The sequence below is a fragment of the Sporosarcina sp. ACRSM genome, from assembly GCF_022346545.1.
Classification (GTDB): Bacteria; Bacillota; Bacilli; order Bacillales_A; family Planococcaceae; genus Sporosarcina.
In genome coordinates this window covers 58,461-83,495 of sequence record NZ_JAKRNU010000008.1, presented here as the reverse complement: position 1 = coordinate 83,495, position 25,035 = coordinate 58,461, and the positions used below count along the sequence as shown (strand labels likewise).

Sequence of the window (25,035 nt, the reverse complement as noted above, 5' to 3'; positions counted from 1 at the left end):
AAATAACAACTGGAATCGGTCATCCGAAATCGGATGACCGCACTAACTCTGCAAGGATTATAAGTTATCTAAAGAGGGGGATGAAGTTGTGTCTAAGAAGATGATGTTTGTTTTCCTTTCAACTTTTTTAGTCGTATTCATTTTAACTGCATGTGGCGGATACTCGGGTAAGAGCAGCGTAGATGGAACTGCCGCGGCGGACGAAAATGAAAGCGGTACCAAAATACCGGCTGCAGATACAAGTGGCGCCACTTACAAGTTACGCTTAGGTCATCAATCACCTGAAGAAACTAATGTTCAAGTGTATGCAAAGCTTTTTAAGGAACTCTTGGAAGAAAAAACAAATGGAGACGTGCATGTTGAAATCTATCCATTCCGTCAACTTGGAACAGATCGTGAATTGCTTGAAGCCATGCAGTTTGGCACATTAGAATTTGGCATCATTAACGGTCCCCCCATTTCAGGATTTGCGCCTGAAACAGCGATAGTTGACTTACCTTTCTTATTCAGGGATTGGAATCATGTAAAAACATTTCTTGATTCAGATGTAAAAGAAGAGTACACAGCTTTAACAGAAGAAGCGAATTTGAAAATGATGGGCATTATGGCGCGCGGTTTTCGCCATGTAACCAATTCGAAAAAACCGATTGAAACTGTAGAAGATTTAAAAGGATTGAAAATTCGCGTAATCGAAAGTCCTGTTTATGTAAACGCTTACCGAGAAGTCGGGACAAGCCCGCAAAGTATGAACTGGAGCGATGCCTACACGGCCCTAGAGCAAAATGCGATCGATGCGCAAGAGAATACACTGGATATTATTCACGATGAAAACGTCGCCGAAGTTCAAGATTATGTATCCAAAACAGGCATTAACTTCGTATTCAGTTTCATTATGGCGAGTAAACAAGAGTTTGACAAATGGCCTGAAGATATTCAACAAGCAGTCCTCGAAGCGGCAGACGAAGCCGGAAAAGAAATGACGACACGAAACGAGCATAATGAAGGGGAGTTCGAAGAGAAATTGAAAGCGAAAGGAATGGAAATTAACGATTTCGATCGTAGCCAATTCGAAGGTAAATTTGAAGACACCTATTCCAGTTGGAAAAAAGAGCATGGCGATAACTTGCTAAAGAAAATCCAAGACATTAAGTAATCTATTTCCAAGCCGCCTTTACGAAAAATGCGGCTTGGGATATTTCATACACCTGCGTATAGACAAAGGGGGAGATAGAATGATAGATAAAATTAGTTACTGGCTCGATGCCGCCTCTAAAGCGCTTATTGTCTCTTTTCTAACAATTATGACGGTAGTGTTAGCGATTCAAATTGTCCTGCGCTATTTTTTCCAAATGGGGATCATCTGGTCAGATGAGTTGGCCCGATTTGCAATGATTGCACTTGTTTATATAGGAGCTGCTTCAGCTACACGGGATAACAGTCATATCACGGTCTCCATTTTCGAAGATCATAAGCCATCATTGCGGAAATGGTTTGCACCTATTCAATGGATTGTCATGTTTGTTTATAGTATTTGCCTGATAAAATTTGGCTTCGACACGTTAAAAGTAGTGGGGGCGCAGAGCTCAGCCAATATGGGGATTTCAATGGGATGGATTTACGCAGTGATTCCGCTGTCTGCGGCCATTATGATTGTTCATCTACTTGCCAGGATAGGGAAAAGGCCTCCTGCTATTGAGAAGGAGGAGATTTAATGGTTACACTTTTTTTTGCGTTAACGATTGTTTTATTTCTTCTGGGCGTTCCAATGGCAATTACGATTGGATTTTCATCCATTGTCTATATCCTTTTAGCTGACATCAATCCGATGATTGTGGTGCAGCGCCTTTTTACAGGTGCGGATGTTTCTGCTTTAATGGCAATCCCGTTCTTTATTCTCGCTGGTAATTTGATGTTGACCGGTGGCCTTGCGCAACGAATCCTAGATTTAGCGAACTCGTTGATTGGCCGAATGACAGGGGGCCTTGCGTTAGTCACAATCTTAGGATGTATGTTCTTCGCAGCCATTTCAGGAAGTTCGATTGCGACAGCAGCGGCACTGGGAACATTAATGATTCCCGCAATGGTAGATAAAGGATATGGTCGTGGATTTGCGACAGCGATTGTCTCGAATGCAAGTCCGATGGGGGTTATTATTCCACCAAGTATTTCTTTAATCATTTACGGTAGCCTTTCGGGTGCATCCATTTCAGACTTATATTTGGTCGGAGTGCCAGCTGGGCTCATCGTTGGTATTTCGCTTCTTATCGTCGTTTACTTGATATCGAGAAAGCGTGGATATAAAGGAACGGATGAACCATTTAAGTTTTCCGATTTCTTAAGGGCTTTCCGCCGTTCACTTTGGGCGCTTGGTACGCCAATCATTTTGCTTGGTGGCGTTTTTCTAGGAATTGTAACGCCGACAGAATCAGGAGTTGTCGCGGTTGTCTATGCAATCATTGTCGGTATGTTCATTTATCGTGAACTAAAACTAAAAGATGTTTGGGGGATTTTCTTAGACTCGGCAAAGTCGACAGCGATAATCATGTTTATCATTGCCAATGCTGCGCTATTTGCCTATATTCTTGCATACGAAAATATTCCTACTGCAATCGTCTCGAGTGTATTGTCGATTTCCGAAAACCCGATCATCGTTTTATTATTGATCAATGTTATTCTTCTTATTTTTGGCGCGTTCATGGATACGATGGCGATTTTAGTAATTGTCGTCCCGATGTTCCTCCCAGTGATTACCGCAATGGGAGTGGATCCGGTCTTGTTTGGAATCATCGTTGTTGTTAACACTGCGATTGGTATGGCGACGCCGCCATTCGGAGCAACATTATTAATTTCATCGAACTTAGGTAAATCCCCACTCGTCACGGTAGCCCGGGAATCGGGTTGGATGTTATTCGCTCTAATTGTAGCGTTATTGCTTATTACGTATGTTCCTTATCTCGTGATGTTCCCGCTGTGGGGCTTTGGCTAATCGTTAACTGTCTCTCAGATTTGTAATTGAAGTTGAGAGGAGAAAACTATGAAAATATCTATTATTGGCGGAGCAGGTACGTTAGGGGCGGCGATAGCATTTCGTCTTTGCCAAAATGATCAAGTGGATGAACTTTGTTTAATCGACGTGAATGAATCGCTTTTGATGAATCATCTGATGGATTTTAAAACGGCTTATCCAGCAAAAACTATCTATAAAGGGAATTTTCAAGATCTAACTGGTTCACAACTTATTCTAATTACCGCAGGGGTGCCGAACCGTAATGATATCGAATCAAGGAATATCTTTTTGCGGGGGAATATACCTATGTTTCAAAGTTTTGGTACTCACATCAAGAAGTATGCTTCGGATGCTTTTATCATAACGGTGTCCAATCCGGTAGATGCCTTAAATTATTATTTATATCGAAATTTTGATTTTAAGAAAGGGCAGTTGTTAGGTTATACAGTCAATGACTCGCTCAGGTTTGAACAGGCAATCCGGTCCGTCATGGAAATCTCGGAGGACGCGCACTTATTCAGCCCGGTCATTGGCGAGCATAGCAGCACTCAAGTTCCACTGTTTAGTCAGACTCGATTAAATGGCAATCCCTTGGCATTGAAAGCGGAGGACGAAGTAGCGATTAAGGAAAAATTAAATCGTTGGTTTATTGAATTTAACCGTTTAAACATCAATCGGACAACGGGTTGGGCAACCGCTGCGGGGATAGGTAGACTCATTGATGGCATCGTAACGAACGGAGAAGTAGATACGATTGGTTCGGCAATTGTAGAAGGCGAATACGGAATTGTCGATATAAGTATAGGAGTGCCGGTAACGGTTAGCAAGGTTGGAGTTATATCTATACATGAATGGCAACTGGCAAAAGCAGAGTTGGCGGATTACCAGCACTCAGCAGAGACGATTAAACAATTGATCAAGCCTTTTATCAGATAAAGAAAGGGGGAAGAGAAGGTGAACATCATCATAGCAGGTGCAGGGGCAATGGGTTGCCGATTCGGTAGTGCACTAGCTGACAGCAGTTGTCAAGTGACACTTCTGGACGATTGGCAGGAGCATATTCATAAAATAAATCGAGATGGATTGATTGTAACAAATGAAAAGGGATCCAGCCAGGTTCTGATACGCGCCTCATTACCTGGAAAGTGCGATCATAAAGCTGACTTAATGATCTTTTTTACAAAATCCATGCAAACAGAAAGCATGATAAAAAGTTGTTTGCATCTCATTACAGAGAAAACAGAGGTATTAACTCTTCAAAATGGTATTGGTAATATTGAAGTGCTTTCACAATATATTTCCGAAAATCAACTTTTTGCGGGAACGACAACATACGCTGCCAATTTGGAAGGGCCTGGAACTGTTGAAGCTTTCGGTTCTGGGACAATCGAAATGATGCATGTAAAGGGTGAAAGAAAAAAGCAAACGAAAAAAATAGTTTCCATATTAAATGAAGCTGGATTGAGGACTGAACTTTCAGCAGATATTCTCAAAAGTATTTGGGAAAAAGCCGCTTTTAATGCGGTGTTGAATCCGCTCTGTACGTTGACATCGAGCACTGTAGGAACAATCGGTACATATGGGGCGATTGTCGATGTCGTCAGTGGCATCCTCAAAGAAGTGGAGCTTGTGGCACATGCTGAGAATGTTCCTTTGGATAGACAAAAAGTGATGCGCGTTATTGATAGCGTATTCGATCCAGCTATGTCAGCGCACCATTATTCTTCGATGTATCATGATATTCAAAAGGGACGACCGACAGAAATTGATTTTTTAAACGGCGCTATTATTCAGAAAGCCCAAAAGCATAAAATTGCTGTACCTTACAATACGTTGATATACCATTTGATTAAAATGCTGGAAAATAATCGAATAGCTATTACCACCTGAGCTAGCATGCCGTTTTTATAGTATATGGAAATTACAAAGAGGCTGGGACAAAACCCACCTCAAAATAAAGAGCCCCGAATTTTTTGTACTGTAGTGATCATTATCCGTTAAGACTTTTATTCAAGAAGGACCCCGCTGTCGAGAATAAACATTCAAGAGAAGGAGAAAAAATCTGACAACCAGCACAATTGTAAGGGAATACTTTACTACAGTTTAAATTATTCGGAGAAAAAAGACGAAGGAAATGTATCTTTCGTCTTTTTTTCACTTGCTTCAGCAGTAGCTCCTACTTATATAACTGTCAGTAAGCATTCGATTCAGCGGAAGTTCATGCTATAAGTTTTTAAACGAGTCAATTGATAATTTATCCCGCATTAACGGGCAGTCAGACTCCCACCTCAAGAGTTAAGTAAAACGATAAGGATAGGTGGGAGATCAGCTGCCAATCGAACAGCGAAGGGTTCGATTTGCCTTAATTTCTGCGCCCTTTGCAGAAATTAAGGCACGTACAGGACGCCGTGAACTTAAGTTGCCTTCCTTCAGTGGGTAGTTTGGATATCCGTTAAAGTAAGATAAAAGCCCGATTGGTTCGGGCCAACACGATGTTGGTCACACAAGCGTTGTCACAGGACGTGACGCTTTTAGCTTGTGTTCTCCTCAATCAGTGGGGGATGGGAAAAACCCCCACTGATTGAAGTTTCACTTTATCTTATCACTTTAAAATTGTTCTTTTTATATTGTGTCGGGGTTATTCCAGTCACTTTTTTAAAGGTTTTCGAGAATTGTTTTGGATCAAAGTAACCAACCTCGGAAGCGATTGAATAAATATTCATATTACTTGTCATCATCAATTCTTTCGATTTTTGAATACGGTGTGTAATTAAGTATTTTTGAGGGCTTATCCCCATTTCTTTCGTAAATACTTGACTTAGATAAGAATGGCTGACGTTTAATTTTTCGGCGATAATCGTAATGGTAATCGTGTCTGAGTAATGTCCGTGAATAAAATCGATCGCTTGAAGAACAATTGGGCTTTTCATCAGGTGACGATGAGATATGTCATTCTTTAACGACTTTATTTGTTCAATGAATTCCTCGCATTTCTGTTCAATAGATGTAGTGAATAATTCTCTTGATGAATTGTCGATATTTGACATTTTTTCGAATTGGATGACTTGGAACTTGTCTAGGATAGCCGATAAAAAGGTATAACAATAATAGTAAAGATCATAATTCAAACTAGGTTTAATAATATCCAAAAATAAGCGTTGAATTAATTTTATTAATTGGGGATCTGCAATATTACGGTTAAATCTTTCTTTTACTTCCTGTAAATGCGAGTCAATATGATTAAAATCAACATCTTTCTTTACCATTTTAATGTATTCAATTGTTAATAGCTCTGTTTCATGACAGAAAAAGTTGTAGGCTTTTAAATAATATAAAGATTCGTACGCAGCTCGTATATCGTTGACGCTCTTAATATATGAACTTCTATACCTTCGTGCTGTCTTTGTCTGTGTAACTCGATTCAATTTGTTGGTCAGTTTCATGAGTGTTCGTTGATAAGTTGCCTGACTCTTGGAAGGGATATCATTTATAATGATGCACAACAGCGTTGGGTTAATATAAAATACTTCTCCGCCATTATAAGCATCTAATACCTTTTGACATTCATCTATCAACAGTTCGCCAACTAAATAATAAATATTTTTATTTAAATCATGGTCAACATATTCTATATCCATTAAATTGCACAAGTATAAATAATATCCTGAATTCTGTAAGTTGAGGCTTGCTTTCTTTTTGTAATAGATAAATTCCTCTTCGGTTCCTCCCCTTAAAATATCATTAAGATATTCTGTCTTTTCAAGCTTATTTACTCTAGCATTCATAATGGCATTTTTGTCTGTCACTTTTCCGATGGAGTTAAAGTAACAATTATAATTGTCTTGTAGTGCATCTTTGAAGTAGTTTTTTAGTTTAGTAATTAAAGTAGTATCTTCATGCGTGGTGATGGAATAGATAATCTCTGTATAAGAAACAAGCGTAAATGCCAGAAGTATAGGTGAAAGATTTTCTTTTAGCAAATCAACAAAGAAATCCTGTGCTTGATAGATGGGACTTGATAATTGAAAAATTACGATATCTGCCTGTATTTCTATTATTCTATCTAGACATTCTTGATAAGAATCGGCTATGTAAGCGATTTTAAAATCGTTTGTAGTAATATCACTCACCTTTTCAATGATGTTTTTTTCTGTGTATAGGACAATTTTCAAAGGCACAGTACACATCCGAATTTCTACCTCCCTTTCTTGTCATGAATTATAGTGCTAATTTATAGAATTATCAATTTATGAAAAGAAAACACACTATTCTATAAAATTATGCCCCATTATGTTCAAAGTAGTTGAGTACAATTTAGTTAATGCAAAAGTACATTGCATTGTATTTAAAAGTAAGGCAGTTGGAAGTGCTTAAAAGAAGAAATTTTACTTTAATCTACGAGGAGGAAAACTATGAGCATCGATACGTTATTAACACCAGGAGGTTCCTTAGCAAAATTCCCTTTGGAGGACCTAGTTATTAAACTAAAGAAATCTGTATTTGAAATGGGGAGGGCTGCCGGAGGAGGGTATATCGGTCAAGGACTTGGCTCGGCGGAAATGATAGCCGCTTTATTCTTTAAAAAGTTGCGCCTAGATCCCAGTGATCCGACTAATCCAGACAGGGATAGATTTCTTTTATCAACAGGCCACTATGCGATTTCGATTTATGCTGCAATGGCTGAGTTAGGCATTATAGATAGAAAATTACTAGAATATTATAGTGCTGATGGATCGCCTCTCGAGATGATTGGATCAGAAACAACGCCAGGTTTGGAAATAGGGGGTGGTTCTCTAGGACAAGGGCTTTCAAGAGGAATTGGTCACGCAATAGCAGCAAAGTTAAGAAATCACACTTGGAAAACATACGTTTACATGAGTGATGGAGAAATGCAGGAAGGGCAAGTGTGGGAAGCTGCATTAGTTGCTGCTCATCAACAGTTGGATAATCTAGTTCTGATTATTGACAATAACGGGATGCAAGTTGAAGGAAGAATTAACAAAATCACAAGTCTTGATCCTTTGGCTGAAAAATGGGAGTCATTTGGATGGAATGTTAAGGAGATTGATGGTAATAATCTTTCAGAAGTTATGAATGCGTTAGATACAATCCCTGAAAATAACAAGCCGACTATCATAATATCTCATACGGTAATGGGGAATGGCATTTCGTTTTTACATGATCGTGAAGATGCACACTATGTGAAGTGGTCAGAGGAAAATCATGCAAAAGCCTTGAGTGAATTGGGGGGGAATAACAATGAAAAAAGCTTTTGATGCTGTTATCTATAATGGACAAAACGGAGCAGAAGTAAAAGAGAGGGTTTATACACAAGCGATTAAATCCCTAGGAGAAAAATATCCTGATGTTGTTTGTCTAACCGCCGATATGACTTATCTGCTGGAAGTGAATGCCTTTAGAGACCATTTTCCAGAAAGGGCTTTTGACTTAGGAGTTGCGGAACAGAATATGATTGGCGTCGCTTCTGGAATGGCACAGGCGGGGGAAGTTGTCTTTGCACACACATTTGGTTGCTTTATCACAAGAAGAGCAATGGATCAGATTGTAAATGCGATAGCTTATGCAAATAAAAACGTTAAAATGATTGGAATGATGCCTGGCATCGCTAGTGATGGTGGACCTTCACATATGGCAATAGACGATATTTCATTAATGCGTAGTACACCTAATATGACGATCCTAGATCTTGGTGACTCAACGGAAACTGGACAAGCTGCAGAAGTTGCCTATCAGCATGAAGGACCTGTCTATTTACGAATGCGTAGAGGGAAGCAACATCACCTTTTTGATTCTGATAAGTATAAACTAGAAATAGGAGAAAGTTACTGGATACGTGAAGGTACTGACATAAGTATTGTAACGTCAGGTATTATGACGAGCCGTGCTTTGGAAGCCGCATCTCTTTTGGAGAAGCAAGGGATAAGCACTAATATTCTTCATGTTCCTTCTATAAAACCAATAGATACTGAAGGGATTTTGGAAGTGGCCTCCCGTTGTAAAGCGCTTATTACTTTAGATAATCATAATGTGATAGGCGGGTTAGGAACTGCTGTTGGAGAAGTTCTGTTAGAAAATAACTTTAGCGTACCATTTTATAAAATCGGCATTCAAGATAAATTTGGAAAAGCCTCGAGTGAGTCATATTTAGCCAAAATATATGGACTTGAGCCAGAACAAATTGCCCAAACAGCTAAGGCTTTTCTTGATGGCAAGAAGAATCCTCAAGAGAGTGTTCTAATAGAGCCTCAACTGATTGTACAAGGTGGCGGCTGGCAAGAAGAGTGGAAGAATTAGAAGAAAGTACATTCTACCTTTTTGATGTATCTTTTGATAGCGCTTCCAAGAAGGATGAGATTTTAAGATACCCGAAACCCTGAACAAGTTCAGTTTAGCAGGAGTATTTTATTTTAAGAATTATGTAAATAAATTATAAACCGGATGATTTTGAGATAAACGGGGTTAAAAAATACACCATTGAAAATTATCCTCTAAACGTCCGGTTTTAAAAACAATGTATCTTGAAAGATGTAGTATTTTCCATTTCATTCAACTTAAATTGATAAGCAACAAGGAAATAAAGGGGGAAATAAGATGCAAATTACTGAAAGTGTTAAAAAAGTTAATTCGGAAAATGCCTATATAAAGACTGGCCCCCAACCAGGTTTTTATAAACTGGAAAGGAAAGAAATCATTGGTTATTCCCTAGTTGACCTTGCAATGAATCTTGTATTCCAGTCGATTCTTATGTTTATCACTTTCTATTACACGGATGTATATGGTTTATCTGCAGTACAAGTTTCTGTCATGTTTCTACTTTCAAGGTTTTGGGATGCGCTGAATGATCCGATGATGGGGGCCTTGGCTGAACGACTAAATCCTAAAAAGGGAAAATATAAGCCGTACATATTATGGGGTGCTATTCCTTATGCACTTATGGCGATATTAGCATTTACCGTTCCCGATTTAGGTGATATTGGAAAGTTAATCTGGGCCTATCTTACGTATAATTTATTAAATATGGCATTCACTTTTATTATTCAACCATATACAGCATTGACAACCGTTATGACGGCAGATCCAAATGAAAGAACAAAACTTAATTCGGTTCGAATGACGTTTGCCCAAAGTGGGGGAGTTATCGTTGCTTTGTTCATTCCATATTTAACAGGATTTTTCGGTAAAAATGATTTGGCAACGGGTTATCAAATAACGGTTATCTTACTTTCTATTATTACCGCAGCGATTTTAATTTATAGCTATACAACGATAAAGGAAAGAATCAAATCTACATCGCACTTAGATCCAGTGAAAATAAAAGACATATTCATACAGTTAGGTACTAATCGTCCAAGTGTCGTTTTATTTCTTCTCTTTGTCGGTGTTTACGGATTTAATACAATAGGATCTGCTTCGGGGATTTACTATATGACATACAATGCGGAACGGTTTGATTTGGTCGGTATCTTTTCATTGATGAATGTATTACCTTCAGTGATTGCTGTTCCTTTCGTTCCGCTGCTTGTTAGAATGATCAAGAAAAAAAATACAGTTGCGCTTGGCTTACTGATTGCTGCAATAGGATCAGCAATGATTTATATTATCCCAGTTACTGAAATTGCATTATTGATGACCGCTAAGGGAGTTGCCTCATTTGGTTACGGGATTTTAATGGGTATACTCTGGTCTATCATTCCAGATGCGGTTGAATACGCTGAGTATAACACAGGAAAACGATATCCAGCAGTTGTTTACACAACGATTGGTCTAGGACTAAAAGTTGCAATGACGGTTGGGGGTGTAATCCCGACGTGGGTCTTAGCCACAGTTGGCTATGTTCCAAACGCAACTCAATCAGTAGATGCATTGAATGGTATTTTACTTATTGCGTCTGTTTTACCAGCAGCGATTTGTGTTGTCACATTAATCATTTTTATGCTTTTTTATAATTTGACAGAAGAAAAAGTAGAAAAAATAATGTCCGAATTAGCCATTCGAAATCAGAGTCAATAAAAAGGAGGGAAATTAGTGGTAAGTAAATTGGAGGATTTTTCATTAGAGAATGCATTTTCACTAAATGGAAAAGTGGCTATTGTAACAGGAGCAAACCAAGGTCTAGGTATGGCATATGCCGTTGCATTTGCAAAAGCGGGAGCAGACTTATTCATCCCTCATTTTACCGATGACATTTCAGAAACAAAGAGATTGATTGAAGAAATAGGAAGGAAGGTTGTTTTTTTACAAGGGGATCTTTCAAATCAGTCTTACATTGACGAAGTAGTTCAGTGTTGCATGCGGGAATACGGTCGAATTGACATTTTAGTAAATAATGCCGGCGTGGGTATATTCGGAGATTTCATAGATTACCCAGATTCAACATGGCAGAAAGTAATGGATATTAACTTGAATGCAGTTTATTACTTAAGTCATCGGGTTGTAAAGGAAATGGTAAAACAAAAATCGGGAAAGATAATAAATATTGCATCTGCACTTGCGTTTACAGCAGATAAAAATTGTCCGCCCTATACAACTAGTAAACATGCAATTGTTGGATTGACGAAAGTCTTTGCGAATGAAGCAGGTCAATACAACATTCAAACTAACGCAATCGCCCCAGGTTTTTTAGAGACTGAAATGACAAAAGGATTTTTAGAAGATAAAACATATTACAACAAGATTGTTGAACGTATTCCAGTAGGACGGTGGGGGAAAGGGTATGACCTAATGGGGACAGCAGTTTTTTTAGCAAGTAATGCTTCAAATTATATTAATGGCTGGACGATAAATGTAGACGGTGGATTTACGACAACAATTTAATAGGAGGAAGAATTATGAAAACGGTTGCAGCAGTGAAAATCGGAAGTTTAAAAGATCCGGATGAAAAAACAAGGGGACGGGTTGATATCATTGACCTACCTGAACAGGAGGTCGGAGACGAAGATGTCAAAATTAAAATAGCTTATTGCTCAATATGCGGATCTGATCCACACTTAGTTGAAGGTGTTTTCGGATGGAATCCTCCATTTGGCCTCGGTCATGAAGTATCAGGGATTATTATTGAACTTGGTCCTAATGCGACTAAGAAAGGGCTTCAAGTGGGTGATCGTGTAGCCGGAAACTTTATAAAATTTTGCGGAACTTGCTATTACTGTTTAAATGGACAAGAACAATTTTGTGAAAATTTACATGATTATAATCGTCCAGGCATGTCAGAATCTGTTGTTTGGCATGAATCGCAAGTTTGGAAAGTACCGGATGAAGTCCCGCTTGAAGAGGCATGTCTACTTGAACCTGTTGCAATTGCAGTACGCACAGTTGATAAAACCAATATAAAAGTTGGTCAACGCGTTGCTATATCTGGAGGCGGTCCAATAGGATTATTAACGCTACAGATGTTCAAGAAATTCGGTGCAACTTCATTAACACTTATTGAACCAATTGAGGACAGACGTAATCTGGCAATAGAATTTGGGGCAGAACATGTAATTGATCCTACCGAAGAGGACGTTGTTAAAAAAGCAAAAAAAATAACAGAGGGACGTGGATTTGACGTTGTTATTGAGGCATCAGGATCTCCGAAAGCAGCTATGGCTGCAGCCGATATTGCAGCCCGGGGTGGCACAGTTCTATATACTGCCATGTTCCCAGTAGATTATGAAATGCCGTTAAATCTATATGAAAAATGTTATTTTCAAGAATTAACAATCTCAGGCATTTTTGTTGCACCTTATGCTTTTCCTAGAGCGTTACAAATGTTACCAAAACTTAATCTAAGGCCATTTACACAAAAGATTTTTCCGTTAGATCGTGGAGTAGATGCATTTGATGCGCATATGAGTGGAAAGTACCCGAAAGTCCTCATCAAATGTAATGATTAAAAGTATTGACGGTAAATTTTACTTATTATGGAGGGATAGTGAACTAGTTTAAATAATCGAATCTATATTTATACGAGGGGGGGAATATGCATGAGATATTCCATTTGTAGCTGGACGTTTGGAAATATACCCATTGAAAAAGTATTTGATCGCGTTTCTATTGCAGGGTATAAACATATTGACATGCAAGCTCTGGTTAACGACTATAATTGGAAGAAAGTGAAACAGTTAGCGAAGGATTATTCCCTAGAAATTAATGGTCTTCTCTGTGATAGTGGTTGGCCGGTTGAAGAACATGATTTAGCAAATGCAAACAGGGGGAATAGACAGCAGGCTGTTGATTATTTTAAACGCCAGATTGAATGTGTCAAAATGGTAGAAGGTAATTATTTAATTGTCGTGCCTTCTGCAGTGGGGAAACATTCCCTACTCGGTACTGATAAAAGCGAGGATTGGAAATGGGCTATTGAATCGGTTTGTAACCTTACTGAAACGGCGAAGGAAAATGGAATCATTTTGGTGATAGAACCAATTAATCGATATGAGAGTTGTATCGTGAATAATTCTGACGATTTACTTAACTTTGTACTGGAAGTCAATCATCCCAACGTTAAAGGCTTGTTAGATACTTACCACATGAATATCGAAGAGTCTAATGTGAAGGAAGCGTTTCTGAAACTGAAGGACTGGATAGAAGTCGTTCACTTTGCGGATAGCAATCGACAAGGTTTAGGTAGAGGACAGATCGATTTTGAAAAAATTGTGTCCGTTATGAAAGAAATTGGATTTAACAAAACGGTCGTACTGGAATGTACAGCGCCAGGTCCTAATCCTTTTAGTGCGGATAAGGGAGAAAAGACTGTCCAAATCATGTCAACGTATGCAGAGGAATCATTGCTAAAGCTACAAGAATGGTTTAATTAATGGATATATTTACTTGCCGGCAATTCAAAAAGTAAACAAAGGGAAAGCGGGGAATGGGCATGCAACAGTCTGAAACGATTGCAAAAAACGGTTTTATTGGTGAATTGGTCGATGGAAATAGTTATATTAACGGGCAATGGGTGGAAGGAAAGAGCGACAGGATTTACAAAAACATCAATCCTTATGACAATTCAGTCATTGCAGAAATTAAGTTAGCGTCCAAAGCTCAGGTAGAAGAAGCTTTTCAAAACGCAGCGGAAGCACAAAAGAAATGGGCGAAAGCTTCTATTGAAGAGCGCAAGCAAGTGATTGAAAAAGCGATCCATTATTTGACTGAGCATAAGGAAGAAATCGTGCAACTCATTAGCCGTGAGACGGGTGGGACACTGTTAAAAGCGAATGTTGAACATCATCTGGCGATGGAAGTTCTTGAAGAAGCGTTGAATTATGTGGACGAAGTCGGAAACGTCCAGGAAGTTCCCGGAGGACCAGACGGAAAAATCAATAAAATCTATCGTCTGCCACTCGGCGTTATTTCCACCATTTCACCGTTCAATTTTCCGGTCAATCTATCGATGCGGGCAATTATTCCAGCCATTGCGCTAGGAAATGCAGTTGTTCATAAGCCGGATATTCAAGTGGGGCTTGTCGGCGGCGTGCTGTTCGCAAAAGCATTTGAATATGCAGGGCTTCCGGCTGGTGTCTTTAATCTCATACTGAGTGATATTGATGAGATCGGAGATGAGATGTTGACGAACCCGATCCCGCGTCTCATCAGTTTTACAGGCTCAACAGCCGTCGGGCGTCATATCGGTTCCATCGCCGGCCGGAATTTGAAACGGGTTGCGCTGGAACTGGGGGGAAACAGCCCATTTGTCGTGCTTGCTGACGCGGATGTCGACCAAGCTGTCAACGCAGCTATTTTTGGAAAGTTCATCCACCAAGGACAAATCTGTATGATTATTAATCGGATCATTGTCCATAAAGATAAACATGATGAATTTGTGGAGAAGTTTACGGCACGGGCGAAGGAACTGATTTGCGGGAATCCACAGGATCCAAAGACTGTCATCGGACCGCTGATTAATGAGCGCCAACTGGAAAAAGCGGTCGGCTTTGTGGAACTGGCGAAAAAAGAAGGAGCGACAATGGTTCTTGAAGGAAAAAGAGAAGGGAATGTCTTAACACCGTATGTCTTTACAGACGTGAAAAATACGAGTGAAATTGCCCAAACGGAACTTTTTGCGCCAATTGCGCTTATCATTAAAGCAGAAACGGATGAGGAAGCTGTGGAAATGGCAGGGGAAACAGCACATGGGTTGAGTTCTTCCATCTTTACAAGTGATTTGAAAAAAGGCGAGCAGTACGCAGTGGTACTTGATACAGGGATGACGCATATTAACGATCAAACTGTCAATGATGCACCGAATATTCCATTCGGAGGAACGAAAGCGAGCGGACTTGGCCGGTTTGGCAATCCGTGGGTCGTTGACGAATATACAACATTGAAGTGGGTTTCCGTCCAAACAAAGGCAAGGGCGTTTCCTTTTTAAGCAATTCCAAAAGCTGATTTAAGCTATAAGGCTTGAATCAGCTTTTCACTATACCTTGAAGTTCCCTAAAAAACAAAAACCAGACTATTGACAAATTTAGAGAAAGTGAGATAATAATAAACAAAGAGAACTAAGTTCTCAGGAATGATATTGCAAAGTCTTGGTGTTTAAAACTATTCTATTAAATAGGGGTGGAGGAGTATGGTATCGAAACATCTTTTTACGAAAAAAGAATTGGATGCATACTATGATAATTTGAAAAAGGAAAACCTCGGGGCGCTTTGGAAGGATCTCGGTCATATGGTGACGAAAGAGCCGGTCCATGATGTCAAGCCGTATTTGTGGAAATGGAAGACTGTCCGTGATTTTGCGTTGCAGTCGGGTCAGTTGCTGGAACCGGGTAAAGATGCAGAGCGTCGTGTCGTTTATTTACAAAATCCAAGCTTGATAGACAAAGGGTTGATCGGCTTTGGAACACATACGTTATATGCAGGGATTCAGCTGCTCCTTCCAGGGGAATATGCACCTTCCCATCGTCATTCACAAGCGGCGATCCGTTTTATTATCGAAGGTGAAGGCGCTTACACAGCTGTAAATGGTGAGAAAACGTATATGGAACGTGGTGATATGATCTTGACACCTGCATGGACTTGGCATGAGCATAAGCATGAAGGAACTGAACCGGTATTTTGGATGGACGGACTGGATGTTGGTCTTGTCAAATCGCTGGCAGCATCGTACTTTGAACAGTTCAAAGAGGAATCCTATCCGGTGCTGGCTCCTGAAGAGTATGCCGTTGAACAATATAAAGGCGGAGCCTATAAAAAATTAAATGAAAAAATCGAACCTGGCTACCCATCGCCGGTATATGGTTATAAATTGGATCGGGTAAAATATTTATTGGATCACATGGCTGAGGAAGATAATGATCCGTATGAAGCATATGCGATTGAATATATTAATCCGTCAACAGGTGGTTCTGCAGATGGCCGTATCGGAACAGTGATGCAAAAGTTAGTACCGGGTCAACATACGAAAGCCCATCGCCATGTTCATAGTGCTATTTACCACGTATTTGAAGGACAGGGATATACAGTGATCGATGGACAGAAATTCGAATGGGAAAAAGGGGATTTCTTCATCTTGCCACCATGGAGCTATCACGAGCATGTCAATACAGGCGAAGAGGATGCTTATCTTTTCTCCTACAATGATAAGCCGGTAATGGAGAAGCTGGATCTTGAATTTGGCAATGCCTACGAAGAAAACGGAGGCCAACAAATTATCACATCAACTTTTAAAGCTGAAGCAAATGAGGAATAAAGGGGAATACGCACATGAAAATCGCTATTTTTAACGAAGACTTATTGGGCATTGTTAAAGAAGACAAAGTTGTGGACGTTTCCAAAGCCGCCAATTGGGATACGAACAATCCGGAATCTTCTTTTCTTTATCTCGTAGAAAACTACGAACAATTGAAAGACAATATGGAAAAAGAGGCGGAAACAGGGAAAGCCTATGCGATCCAGGATGTATTTTTTAAATCGCCAGTTCCCAGCACCCGGAAAATTTGGGCTGCACCCGTCAATTACAAGTCCCATCAGGATGAAATGAATAAAATGTTCAACAATGCGCCAAGGACAATTGAAGAGATTGCATTATTTTTGAAATCTCCAGAATCGCTCTCTGGACCAATGGATCCGATTCTGTTACCTTACAAAGACCGCCGTACGGATCATGAAGCAGAGCTGGGCTATGTCGTTGGTAAAAAGGCGAAAAATGTGAAAGCGGAAGAGGCAGAAAACTACATTTTTGGCTACTTTGCATTATTAGACATTTCCATCCGCGGCAACGAAGAAAGGACTTGGCGAAAATCGTTTGACACGTTTACACCGATCGGTCCGTGGATTGTCACTGCGGATGAAATTGACAATCCGAATGACTTAAAGATGACGTTATGGGTTAATGATGAAGTAAGGCAAGACGGCAGTACGAAGCATCTCATTTACGATTGCTTTAAATGCTTTGAGGTGGCATGTGATAATATGACGCTTCTCCCAGGGGATATTATTGCTACAGGTACACCAGATGGAGTAGGACCAATTGAAGTAGGCGATAAAGTGCGTATTAAAATCGAAGATATCGGCGAATTCACTGTAGACGTTAAGCATGCCGAGATAACAGAAGAAGTGGGGGCAACGAAAGCTTGAAAAATATACACCCGATAAAAGTCGTATTTGGTGATACAGATGCAGCAGGAATCGTTTTTTATCCAAATTTTTATCGCTGGATGGACCAGGCAGCACATGAGTTGGTCGGAAAAGCAGTGTTACCGGTTTCGAAATTGCAAACGGAGCGAAAAATCATTCTTCCATTGTTAGAAACTTTCTGCCAGTTCAAATCCCCTTTGTTTTTTGAAGACCAAATCGAAGTTCATTCGCAAGTGGTCGAAGTGCAGAACAAAGTGTTTAAAGTCGAGCATGTGTTTAAAAGAAGAGAGCAAGTCGTTGCATCTGGTTATGAAAAGAGAGCTTGGACGTCAACTGCGGATGGAGTGCCCAAAGCGGTTCCAATTCCTGAAGATGTGCAGCAAGCATTTGGGCTAGTAAAAAATCCTTCATAAAAAATCGGGTGGTGACTATTTGAAGACCTTCAATCTACCATTAACGATCCAGGAATTACTAAGTGAAGCGGCATCGACATATAGAGGGAAAATCGCTTTTACGGACGGACATAACGAACTAAGCTTTGAAGATATCAGGTGGCAATCCCAGCGGCTGGCCAAACATTTTCTAGCAATGGGCTTGCGGAATGGGGATGTACTGGCTGTACAATTACCAAACAGTATTGAATTTGTCATTGCCCATCTCGCGGCAGCTGAGATCGGTCTTGTATTCAACCCGCTTAGCCCGAATTACCGGCAGCAGGAATTGACCTATATGCTAAGGCATTGCGAGACAAAAGCATTGGTCGTGTCGGGGAACGGTGGAAAAGTCAATTTCGAAAAATTGGCCTATGACGTCAAAGTTGAATTACCTCTACTTCACCATATACTTGTCGTAGGGGAAAAAGAGGATGAACGAAGCATTTCTTTCTCGACTTTGCTCGATGAAGATCCTGCATTTAATGGCGAAATAACCGATCACACGCCAGATGTAGACGATCCTGCTTTGATCATGTTTACGTCTGGAACCGAATCGAATCCGAAAGCTGTTCTTCATTCATTTCGGACATTTGTGGCACCCCATTTGTTAAATGGAAAAGAATATGCCATGACTGAGGAAGATACAATCTACAGCTTGACACCGCTGTGTCATATGTTTTCCTTGCCGATGATCATGATTGGGCTTCATCAAGGGGCGAAGCATTATGTGTATCCTGATTATCATGTGGAGCAAGTGTTGGAAACAATCGGGAGTGAACATGTCTCCTTCTTGATTGCTGCACCGGCACATTTGATCGATCTGTTGCATCGCGTCGAAGCAGATCAGACGACTAGGATGAATTTGCGCCTTGTGTTAACAGGAGGAACAACCATACCAGCACAAATGGTAAAAGATGTGCGCAAACGTTTCAACTGTAAAGTCGCTGCTCAATGGGGAATGACTGAAGTGTGTGCGGGAGCGTTTACTAGACCCGATGATGAACCTTCGAAAGCATGGGAAACGGTCGGGCGGGCATGCCCTTCGGGGGAAATTGTCATTTTAAATGATAATCTTGAACCGCTTCCAGTCGGAGAAATGGGGGAAATTGCCTTTAAAGGCGATTGTTTGTTCATCGAGTATTATCGAAACCCAAGTGCAACGGAATCTTCCATGACTAACAATGGTTTTTTCCTAACTGGAGACCAAGGTTATCTAGATCAGGACGGCTATGTGTATTTTTTAGGAAGGTCGAAAGATACCATCAATCGAGGTGGCTTGAAATTCCATGCATCGGAAATTGAAGAGGCGTTACAGATGCATCCTAAAATTCATCGGGCTGCGGTGGTCAATGTCCCAGATGCACGTCTAGGAGAAAGGGCATGTGCCTACGTGACAGTGAGGGATGAGGAATCATTCCAGTTGGAAGAGATGAAAGCATTTCTATTGGAAAAAGGGTTTGCTATTTACAAAGTTCCCGAGTATTTGGAAATCCGTTCAGAGCTTCCAACAACGCCATCGGGCAAAATCTCCAAAGGACCGCTTCGGACGGAGGCTCGACTGCTTAGCTGTTCAATGGTGGGACGCTCGGAAAAGGATAATAGATAAGACAAAAGAGGTCGAAAGAAGAGCAATTTCTTTCGATCTCTTTTGTTGTGGTCAAGGTGTAAGCCTGAAATTGATAAAGCTCTGACAATCCAACGAGACAAAAAGTGGAAAAGAAGAGGGTGGATGCGAGACAGTATTCATAAGCGACTGATTGATTGAGATATAATCAGGAAGGATGATTAAATGTCGGGAATAAAAGATGAAATCATTTTACGAGGGCTTAAAGAAAATAACTTGAAAAGTGTAGACTTAAATATACCAAAAGAAAAAATCATCGTATTTACGGGTCTTTCAGGCTCGGGAAAGAGTTCAGTCGTATTTGATACATTAGCTACGGAAAGTAGAAGACAAATGACGTTGAACTACCCACAGTATATCCGCTATCAAATGCCGCGGTACGAAAGACCTCACGCTGATCTTATGCAAAACTTAAGCCCCGTTGTCGTAGTCGAGCAAAGACCTGTCGGAGGCAATTCTCGTTCAACAGTTGGCACTTATATGGATATCAATCCTTTAATTAGACTTTTGTTTTCAAGAATAGGAAAACCATCAATCGGTTCTGCAAACGAATTTTCAAGCCAAAGTTCTTTTGGTAGTTGTCCGGCATGTAGTGGGTTTGGGGAGATCATTGCGCCGGACTTAAATAAGATGGTCGATTTGGAGAAGTCTCTTCGTGATTATGCGGTAAGATTTAAGCCCTTATCACCTTCCGGCTGGCAAGGCAACTGGATGATGACCTGTGGGTTATTCGAGCCAGATTTACCGATAAAGGACTATTCGGAAGAAAAGCGCCAGCTGCTCTTATATGGTCCCAAGGAAGGTGAAAAAGTCAATGCACCGTTTCATACGAAAAATGGACCACAAAAACATGATTGGGATGGGGTATTACCAAGATTTACGCGCCTTTATATTAATAGAGACATTTCGAAGTTAAAAGGAGTGACCCAAGATGATGTCTTAGCTGTATCCACACATACATTATGCCCGACCTGCCAAGGATCAGGACTGAATCCCAAAGTATTGGAATGTAGGGTAAATGGTTTCAATATTGCAGAATACGATCAGTTTGAGCTAACCGAACTACTGGAAGAATTAACAACACTACAAGACCCTTTGGGAGAATATATCGCACAGCAAGCAATTCCTCCTCTAAAGCAATTAGTGGAAATGGGATTAGGCTATTTGAGTCTATCAAGAAAAATGGGCACCTTGTCTGGCGGCGAAGCGCAAAGGGTAAAAATCGCTCGTCATTTAGGGAGCAGTCTAAACAATATCACCTATATTTTTGACGAACCTAGTGCAGGACTCCATCCGGAAGAAGTGGATTTGTTAATTCAGATGTTAAAAAGTATAAAGGCCCAACATAATACTGTCATCGTCATTGAACACGATGTATCCATCATCAAAGTAGCGGATGAAATCATAGAAATGGGACCAGGAGCAGGTGTCAATGGAGGAGAAGTTGTCTATCAAGGACCAGTAGAAGAACTAAAAAACAAGCCGACCGCAACAACCCTAACTCACCAACAAACTATCAACAAAAATCCAAGAGAAATAAAAGATTATTTTGCCATCAGCGGAGCAAATCACAATAACTTGAAAAATATAAGCGTAACGATTCCTAAAAATGTCTTAGTGTCTGTTTGTGGCGTATCGGGTTCAGGGAAAAGCTCTTTAATGTTGGAATCCTTTACGGAAATTTATCCAGAAACCATAAGCGTAGGGCAAGGCGGTATCGGAACCTCTAGCCGTTCGACACTTGCTACCTATATGGGAATTATGGATGATATCCGCTCCCTTTTTTCAAAAGAAACAGGACAACCACCTGGTTTGTTCAGCTTTAACTCTTCAGGCGCATGTCCGATTTGCAAAGGGAAAGGAGTCATCACGCCAGACGTAGCATTTGCAGATCCAGTGACGATTCCCTGCGAAGCATGTGCCGGTACGAGATATTCAGACGAGGCACTGTCTTATCGATATCAAGCAAAAAATATTGTAGAGATTTTAGAGTTAACGATAGATGAGGCGATTTCCTATTTTAAGATGCCAAAGATCATCAAACGAGTGAATACACTAAAAGACGTAGGATTAGGGTATCTAGCTTTAGGCCAGACGACAAGCTCTTTAAGCGGAGGAGAAATTCAACGTTTAAAACTGGCAAGCCACTTACAAAAAGAAGGACAAATCTACCTATTAGATGAACCTTCCATAGGGCTTCACACAAAAGATAATGGAAAACTTTTAGATGTATTTCAAAAACTTGTGAATAAGGGTAATTCCGTTATCATAATTGAACATAATCTAGACTTTATCGCAGCGAGTGACTGGATCATCGAAATGGGACCAGGAGGAGGAAAACAAGGCGGACGTATACTCTTCGAGGGGACACCGGAAGAGATGCTCAATGCACAAACATTGACAGCTAAATGGTTAAAAGAGGGAGTTAGAGAACGTTTTCTTTAAAAGCAATAGGCATAAGTAATCCAGTTACACGGAAAAACTGCCATGTAACTGGGTTGGCTTTTACATGCCGCTTCAAAAAGTGTGCGTTTTATACTGTTCTTATTTGGAGAATCCGAATAGACTTGATATTTCCTCGCTTTTTTTAAGAAGTTGAACACTAAGCTCCTCTTCAAGGCTAGCTGGAACCGTACCTTGAAATCCAACAATGATAATGGCACCCAACATATGCGAGTCATGATTGAAGATCGGAATCGCTGTCGAAGAAATTGATGGGGCGAGTGCTTCACTAGCAAATGCGATGCCATTTTTTTGAATTTCTTCAAAATCTGTTTGGAGAGTTGCCTTTTCTTCAGCGGAAAGATGTTCAGTTTCACCGGCTATCCACTCATCCAGCAAAGGTCCGTTTAATAATGCTCCAAATAGCTTCCCACCAGCCGAATGAATCGGAAGAACAGTCCCGACTTGGCCTCCTAAATTTAATCCTGCACGGCTATGAATCATGTGAATGATTGTCGGTCCATCATGCGTCCATACAGCAAGCAAAGTCGTTTCTTTTGAAAGGATATTGATCTCTTCCAAAAAAGGACCCACTTTCTCCAAAATATTTTCACTGTTGACCGTTGCCATTCCGTAATCAATCAGTGCTGGTCCACCCGAGTAATGGCCACTTTCCTGATCGCGATACAAAACGCCAAGGGAGGTGAGTGTATGTAAATATTTATGCAAATTACTTTTCGTGATTTTCGTATGATGATGGATGTCGTTGAACTTAAGCGGTTGCGGGCTTTTGGCTACAAGTTCAATAATCGAGAACCCGACGATAAGTGCCTGGATTTTCGGCAAGTTTTCTTTGTCTGACATAAGTGAGAACCACCTTTATGTATGATTACATTACTATTTTACCATCGAAGTGGATTTTTTGCTATTTTACGAAAAAAGAGACAGAATCAATTGACCCTCGGCGTAATTGCGTCCACATGCGCTGTGTGAAGCTAAATATTTCGTTTGAATTGTTCCAGATAGAAGAACAAACCCATATGATTGGCTGAAGATTATTCGTTATAATTAACTCAAGAATTATTTCTCTATTCAAACAAAGGGGTGCTAGTAATTATGACAACTGTTAACAAGCGTGATGTAATCGTCGTAGGAGCAGGGCCGGTGGGAATGATTGCAGGTCTGGCTCTACAAAAAAAGGGGATTTCCTGTGTCGTCATCGAAGCGGAAGAGAAAGATGCGCCAAGAGCCGGAAGCCGTGCAATCTTTTTACATAGCGCGTCGCTAAAACTTTTGGAAGAAACATCGCAAGGGCTTGGTTTTGAGCTGGCGAAAAACGGTATCATCTGGCCAATCAAACGAACGTTATTTCGTGGGAAAGAAGTGTATGTCCGTAATTATGGTATTACGAATAACCAAGATACGACTAAATTGCCGCACTTTACATCGCTTCACCAACATCATATCGAGAAAATCATTTATGACGCTTGTATTGCGGCGGGCGTTGAATTTGTCTATGGTGAGCCGGCAAAAAATTTGGCTATTGCTAAGGATGGTGTCAAATTGACAACTGCTTCAGGCGATGTATGGGAAGCGGATTACGTCATCGGCTGTGATGGGGCTCGCTCAGTTGTTCGTGAACAAGCTGGCATCGAGTTTGAAGGACCACGTACACATGATACATTCCTCGTTGTAGACATTGAAGAAGACGAAAACGATCCGATGCCAGTCGAGCGGATTTTCCACTATCAGCATCCGGCAATGGGTCGCCGCAACGTCATGTATGTACCATTTAAAGGCGGATTGCGGGTAGACCTTCAACTCCTGGCTGATGACAAAGTGGAAGATTATACATCAGAAGAAGGACTAAAAGAGTGGCTTCCGAAAGTGATGGATCCGAAATATGCGGAACGTGTCACTTGGGTATCCTCCTACCGTTTCCACCAAGTTGTTGCGGATTCGTTTACCGATCCGAATTGTCGTATTTTACTGGCCGGAGAGGCTGCACATTTATTCGCTCCATTTGGCGCACGTGGTTTAAACTCCGGTGTACCTGATGCAATCATTGCTGTACGAGGCATCGAGCAAGCGATCCAAGCAAAAAATGAAGAAGAGCGCCGTCAAGCGATCGATGCAGCGGCAACAGAACGAAGAATCGCAGCAAAATGGAACCGTGATGGCTCGACAACAGCGCTTCATCACTTGCAAGGCGAATCAAAAGAAATGAATCTGAAACGTGAACTGGCCGCTTCGCTCGTGTCAGTTGTCCCGACACTTGGCCGCTGGCTTGACGAAGGCCCATACGGACCAAAATTCGGCCCTCCTGAACTGACAACAAAATATTAATAGATATTGCAAGATCGAAGAAAAAGGAGGATAACGAAATGGTATTGATAAATGAAAATAAGTTTGGTTCAAAAGCCCAGTCCATCAATGACGTAGCCGAACGGTTAACGGCCATCAACTGGTATGAAAAAGCCGGTGTGACAGAGAAAGAGGCGGAGGAAACATTCCATCGTTTCATGCAAGCTTTGCAAGTGAACAAGTACGATATCCAATGGGTTTCAAAAGAGCAAGTGCCGGATGCAATTAGCAAACTTACATTCGATAATAGCGAATTATGGGAAGTGTTGCGTGAGCTTCCCAATCAGTTGAAAAAAGACATCGAGGCAGAAGGGCAAGTGTCCCTTCTTGAAAAAGCCGTTGACACAGTCCCGCAAGCTGTTTTTCATGCTGCATTTGAAAAGGCTTTCCAAACATTTGACGAGGAAAAAACAGTCAGTTTCCTTGTCGGACACGCGATGTATATAGCAGTTCTGGCGTGCACAGCAGAGCTGGCGGGTAGAACGGAATTATTTGCATCCTTATTAGAATTGCTAGAGTCTGGCCATGTTCCACTTGGACCTGAAGGGAATACGATTTACCTGCTTTAAGTACAAAGTTTA

Annotated in this window: 21 protein-coding genes; 19 read left to right on the top strand and 2 right to left on the bottom strand. The window is 40.7% G+C overall.

What is annotated here, in order from left to right:
- Positions 1 to 88: 88 nt before the first annotated feature.
- The 5 genes from MHZ95_RS13615 (at position 89) to MHZ95_RS13595 (ending at position 4,897) form a co-directional block, all read left to right on the top strand.
- Positions 89 to 1,153, top strand: a complete 1,065-nt coding sequence (locus MHZ95_RS13615) for a TRAP transporter substrate-binding protein (RefSeq protein ID WP_239391327.1) — start codon at positions 89 to 91, stop codon at positions 1,151 to 1,153.
- Positions 1,154 to 1,232: 79 nt separating this feature from the next.
- Positions 1,233 to 1,712: a TRAP transporter small permease gene (locus tag MHZ95_RS13610; protein ID WP_239391326.1), complete on the top strand. Its 480-nt coding sequence runs from the start codon at positions 1,233 to 1,235 to the stop codon at positions 1,710 to 1,712.
- Complete coding sequence (locus MHZ95_RS13605; protein WP_239391325.1) at positions 1,712 to 2,986, top strand: TRAP transporter large permease; 1,275 nt, start codon at positions 1,712 to 1,714, stop codon at positions 2,984 to 2,986. The genes MHZ95_RS13610 and MHZ95_RS13605 overlap by 1 nt, the downstream gene beginning before the upstream one ends.
- Positions 2,987 to 3,034: 48 nt before the next feature.
- Entirely contained in the window at positions 3,035 to 3,943 is a 909-nt protein-coding gene (locus tag MHZ95_RS13600; RefSeq protein WP_239391324.1) for a malate dehydrogenase, read from the top strand.
- 18 nt (positions 3,944 to 3,961) lie between these two features.
- On the top strand, positions 3,962 to 4,897 hold the full coding sequence (locus MHZ95_RS13595) for a ketopantoate reductase family protein (protein WP_239391323.1): 936 nt from the start codon (positions 3,962 to 3,964) through the stop codon (positions 4,895 to 4,897).
- 704 nt (positions 4,898 to 5,601) lie between these two features.
- On the opposite strand, the gene MHZ95_RS13590 is transcribed toward MHZ95_RS13595, so the two are convergent.
- A complete protein-coding gene (locus MHZ95_RS13590) occupies positions 5,602 to 7,194 on the bottom strand; it encodes an AraC family transcriptional regulator (protein WP_239391322.1) in 1,593 nt (530 codons plus the stop codon).
- A 225-nt stretch (positions 7,195 to 7,419) separates the two neighbouring features.
- On the opposite strand from MHZ95_RS13590, the gene MHZ95_RS13585 reads away from it, so the two are divergent.
- The 12 genes from MHZ95_RS13585 (at position 7,420) to MHZ95_RS13530 (ending at position 22,093) form a co-directional block, all read left to right on the top strand.
- Positions 7,420 to 8,283 carry a transketolase gene (locus MHZ95_RS13585; protein ID WP_239391321.1) on the top strand — a complete coding sequence of 288 codons (864 nt, stop codon included), beginning with the start codon at positions 7,420 to 7,422 and terminating at the stop codon, positions 8,281 to 8,283.
- Positions 8,267 to 9,322 (top strand): transketolase family protein, encoded by a 1,056-nt coding sequence (locus MHZ95_RS13580; RefSeq protein WP_239391320.1) that lies wholly within the window; start codon positions 8,267 to 8,269, stop codon positions 9,320 to 9,322. Before MHZ95_RS13585 ends, MHZ95_RS13580 begins: the two co-directional genes overlap by 17 nt.
- A gap of 297 nt (positions 9,323 to 9,619) precedes the next feature.
- The gene (locus tag MHZ95_RS13575; RefSeq protein ID WP_239391318.1) at positions 9,620 to 11,038 is read left to right on the top strand and encodes an MFS transporter; all 1,419 of its coding nucleotides are present in this window, start codon (positions 9,620 to 9,622) and stop codon (positions 11,036 to 11,038) included.
- Between the two features lie 15 nt (positions 11,039 to 11,053).
- Complete coding sequence (locus tag MHZ95_RS13570; RefSeq protein ID WP_239391316.1) at positions 11,054 to 11,842, top strand: SDR family oxidoreductase; 789 nt, start codon at positions 11,054 to 11,056, stop codon at positions 11,840 to 11,842.
- A 14-nt stretch (positions 11,843 to 11,856) separates the two neighbouring features.
- Positions 11,857 to 12,903, top strand: a complete 1,047-nt coding sequence (locus tag MHZ95_RS13565; RefSeq protein WP_239391314.1) for a zinc-dependent alcohol dehydrogenase — start codon at positions 11,857 to 11,859, stop codon at positions 12,901 to 12,903.
- A gap of 90 nt (positions 12,904 to 12,993) precedes the next feature.
- Entirely contained in the window at positions 12,994 to 13,827 is an 834-nt protein-coding gene (locus MHZ95_RS13560) for a sugar phosphate isomerase/epimerase family protein (RefSeq protein ID WP_239391312.1), read from the top strand.
- A 59-nt stretch (positions 13,828 to 13,886) separates the two neighbouring features.
- On the top strand, positions 13,887 to 15,380 hold the full coding sequence (locus tag MHZ95_RS13555) for an aldehyde dehydrogenase family protein (RefSeq protein ID WP_239391310.1): 1,494 nt from the start codon (positions 13,887 to 13,889) through the stop codon (positions 15,378 to 15,380).
- Between the two features lie 201 nt (positions 15,381 to 15,581).
- Positions 15,582 to 16,703 (top strand): cupin domain-containing protein, encoded by a 1,122-nt coding sequence (locus MHZ95_RS13550; protein ID WP_239391308.1) that lies wholly within the window; start codon positions 15,582 to 15,584, stop codon positions 16,701 to 16,703.
- A 14-nt stretch (positions 16,704 to 16,717) separates the two neighbouring features.
- Positions 16,718 to 17,590 carry a fumarylacetoacetate hydrolase family protein gene (locus MHZ95_RS13545; protein ID WP_239391306.1) on the top strand — a complete coding sequence of 291 codons (873 nt, stop codon included), beginning with the start codon at positions 16,718 to 16,720 and terminating at the stop codon, positions 17,588 to 17,590.
- Entirely contained in the window at positions 17,587 to 18,003 is a 417-nt protein-coding gene (locus MHZ95_RS13540) for an acyl-CoA thioesterase (protein WP_239391304.1), read from the top strand. Before MHZ95_RS13545 ends, MHZ95_RS13540 begins: the two co-directional genes overlap by 4 nt.
- Before the next feature lie 19 nt (positions 18,004 to 18,022).
- Positions 18,023 to 19,630 (top strand): class I adenylate-forming enzyme family protein, encoded by a 1,608-nt coding sequence (locus tag MHZ95_RS13535; RefSeq protein ID WP_239391302.1) that lies wholly within the window; start codon positions 18,023 to 18,025, stop codon positions 19,628 to 19,630.
- A 183-nt stretch (positions 19,631 to 19,813) separates the two neighbouring features.
- Positions 19,814 to 22,093 (top strand): ATP-binding cassette domain-containing protein, encoded by a 2,280-nt coding sequence (locus MHZ95_RS13530; RefSeq protein WP_239391300.1) that lies wholly within the window; start codon positions 19,814 to 19,816, stop codon positions 22,091 to 22,093.
- Between the two features lie 99 nt (positions 22,094 to 22,192).
- On the opposite strand, the gene MHZ95_RS13525 is transcribed toward MHZ95_RS13530, so the two are convergent.
- Positions 22,193 to 22,954: an IclR family transcriptional regulator gene (locus MHZ95_RS13525; RefSeq protein WP_239391299.1), complete on the bottom strand. Its 762-nt coding sequence runs from the start codon at positions 22,952 to 22,954 to the stop codon at positions 22,193 to 22,195.
- 252 nt (positions 22,955 to 23,206) lie between these two features.
- Between MHZ95_RS13525 and MHZ95_RS13520 the strand changes: the two genes are divergently transcribed.
- Positions 23,207 to 24,436, top strand: coding sequence for an FAD-dependent oxidoreductase (locus MHZ95_RS13520; protein WP_239391297.1), 1,230 nt, complete (start codon positions 23,207 to 23,209; stop codon positions 24,434 to 24,436).
- A gap of 38 nt (positions 24,437 to 24,474) precedes the next feature.
- Complete coding sequence (locus MHZ95_RS13515) at positions 24,475 to 25,023, top strand: hypothetical protein (RefSeq protein WP_239391295.1); 549 nt, start codon at positions 24,475 to 24,477, stop codon at positions 25,021 to 25,023.
- Positions 25,024 to 25,035: the final 12 nt, after the last annotated feature.

Excerpts from the sequence above, each read along its gene's own strand:
- MHZ95_RS13610 (WP_239391326.1), top strand. The coding sequence starts at position 1,233 with ATGATAGATAAAATTAGTTACTGGCTCGATGCCGCCTCTAAAGCGCTT.
- MHZ95_RS13605 (WP_239391325.1), top strand. The coding sequence starts at position 1,712 with ATGGTTACACTTTTTTTTGCGTTAACGATTGTTTTATTTCTTCTGGGC.
- MHZ95_RS13600 (WP_239391324.1), top strand. The coding sequence starts at position 3,035 with ATGAAAATATCTATTATTGGCGGAGCAGGTACGTTAGGGGCGGCGATA.
- MHZ95_RS13590 (WP_239391322.1), bottom strand. The coding sequence starts at position 7,194 with ATGTGTACTGTGCCTTTGAAAATTGTCCTATACACAGAAAAAAACATC.
- MHZ95_RS13585 (WP_239391321.1), top strand. The coding sequence starts at position 7,420 with ATGAGCATCGATACGTTATTAACACCAGGAGGTTCCTTAGCAAAATTC.
- MHZ95_RS13580 (WP_239391320.1), top strand. The coding sequence starts at position 8,267 with ATGAAAAAAGCTTTTGATGCTGTTATCTATAATGGACAAAACGGAGCA.
- MHZ95_RS13575 (WP_239391318.1), top strand. The coding sequence starts at position 9,620 with ATGCAAATTACTGAAAGTGTTAAAAAAGTTAATTCGGAAAATGCCTAT.
- MHZ95_RS13565 (WP_239391314.1), top strand. The coding sequence starts at position 11,857 with ATGAAAACGGTTGCAGCAGTGAAAATCGGAAGTTTAAAAGATCCGGAT.
- MHZ95_RS13560 (WP_239391312.1), top strand. The coding sequence starts at position 12,994 with ATGAGATATTCCATTTGTAGCTGGACGTTTGGAAATATACCCATTGAA.
- MHZ95_RS13555 (WP_239391310.1), top strand. The coding sequence starts at position 13,887 with ATGCAACAGTCTGAAACGATTGCAAAAAACGGTTTTATTGGTGAATTG.
- MHZ95_RS13550 (WP_239391308.1), top strand. The coding sequence starts at position 15,582 with ATGGTATCGAAACATCTTTTTACGAAAAAAGAATTGGATGCATACTAT.
- MHZ95_RS13545 (WP_239391306.1), top strand. The coding sequence starts at position 16,718 with ATGAAAATCGCTATTTTTAACGAAGACTTATTGGGCATTGTTAAAGAA.
- MHZ95_RS13530 (WP_239391300.1), top strand. The coding sequence starts at position 19,814 with ATGTCGGGAATAAAAGATGAAATCATTTTACGAGGGCTTAAAGAAAAT.
- MHZ95_RS13525 (WP_239391299.1), bottom strand. The coding sequence starts at position 22,954 with ATGTCAGACAAAGAAAACTTGCCGAAAATCCAGGCACTTATCGTCGGG.
- MHZ95_RS13520 (WP_239391297.1), top strand. The coding sequence starts at position 23,207 with ATGACAACTGTTAACAAGCGTGATGTAATCGTCGTAGGAGCAGGGCCG.
- MHZ95_RS13515 (WP_239391295.1), top strand. The coding sequence starts at position 24,475 with ATGGTATTGATAAATGAAAATAAGTTTGGTTCAAAAGCCCAGTCCATC.